At 56.7% G+C, this 1,205-nt stretch carries 1 rRNA gene; it reads left to right on the top strand.

The annotated features are described in order from the left end of the window. Window positions 1–1,150: ribosomal RNA gene (locus IEX33_RS19230) — 16S ribosomal RNA — on the top strand; the annotation flags it as partial. Between the last annotated feature and the right edge of the window lie 55 nt (window positions 1,151–1,205).

Below are 1,205 nucleotides of genomic sequence, written 5' to 3'. Positions count from 1 at the left end.
CGAAAGCCTGATGCAGCGACGCCGCGTGAGGGATGACGGCCTTCGGGTTGTAAACCTCTTTCAGTAGGGAAGAAGCGAAAGTGACGGTACCTGCAGAAGAAGCGCCGGCTAACTACGTGCCAGCAGCCGCGGTAATACGTAGGGCGCAAGCGTTATCCGGAATTATTGGGCGTAAAGAGCTCGTAGGCGGTTTGTCGCGTCTGCCGTGAAAGTCCGGGGCTCAACTCCGGATCTGCGGTGGGTACGGGCAGACTAGAGTGATGTAGGGGAGACTGGAATTCCTGGTGTAGCGGTGAAATGCGCAGATATCAGGAGGAACACCGATGGCGAAGGCAGGTCTCTGGGCATTAACTGACGCTGAGGAGCGAAAGCATGGGGAGCGAACAGGATTAGATACCCTGGTAGTCCATGCCGTAAACGTTGGGCACTAGGTGTGGGGGACATTCCACGTTTTCCGCGCCGTAGCTAACGCATTAAGTGCCCCGCCTGGGGAGTACGGCCGCAAGGCTAAAACTCAAAGGAATTGACGGGGGCCCGCACAAGCGGCGGAGCATGCGGATTAATTCGATGCAACGCGAAGAACCTTACCAAGGCTTGACATGAACCGGTAATACCTGGAGACAGGTGCCCCGCTTGCGGTCGGTTTACAGGTGGTGCATGGTTGTCGTCAGCTCGTGTCGTGAGATGTTGGGTTAAGTCCCGCAACGAGCGCAACCCTCGTTCTATGTTGCCAGCACGTGATGGTGGGGACTCATAGGAGACTGCCGGGGTCAACTCGGAGGAAGGTGGGGACGACGTCAAATCATCATGCCCCTTATGTCTTGGGCTTCACGCATGCTACAATGGCCGGTACAAAGGGTTGCGATACTGTGAGGTGGAGCTAATCCCAAAAAGCCGGTCTCAGTTCGGATTGGGGTCTGCAACTCGACCCCATGAAGTCGGAGTCGCTAGTAATCGCAGATCAGCAACGCTGCGGTGAATACGTTCCCGGGCCTTGTACACACCGCCCGTCAAGTCACGAAAGTTGGTAACACCCGAAGCCGGTGGCCTAACCCCTTGTGGGAGGGAGCTGTCGAAGGTGGGACTGGCGATTGGGACTAAGTCGTAACAAGGTAGCCGTACCGGAAGGTGCGGCTGGATCACCTCCTTTCTAAGGAGCACCTACAGATTGTTCGTACCGTGTATGCGGTGCGGGGGTTTGTCAG

It is taken from the genome of Pseudarthrobacter scleromae, assembly GCF_014644515.1.
Taxonomy (GTDB): Bacteria; Actinomycetota; Actinomycetes; order Actinomycetales; family Micrococcaceae; genus Arthrobacter; species Arthrobacter scleromae.
This window is presented reverse-complemented; position numbering and strand designations above follow the sequence as displayed.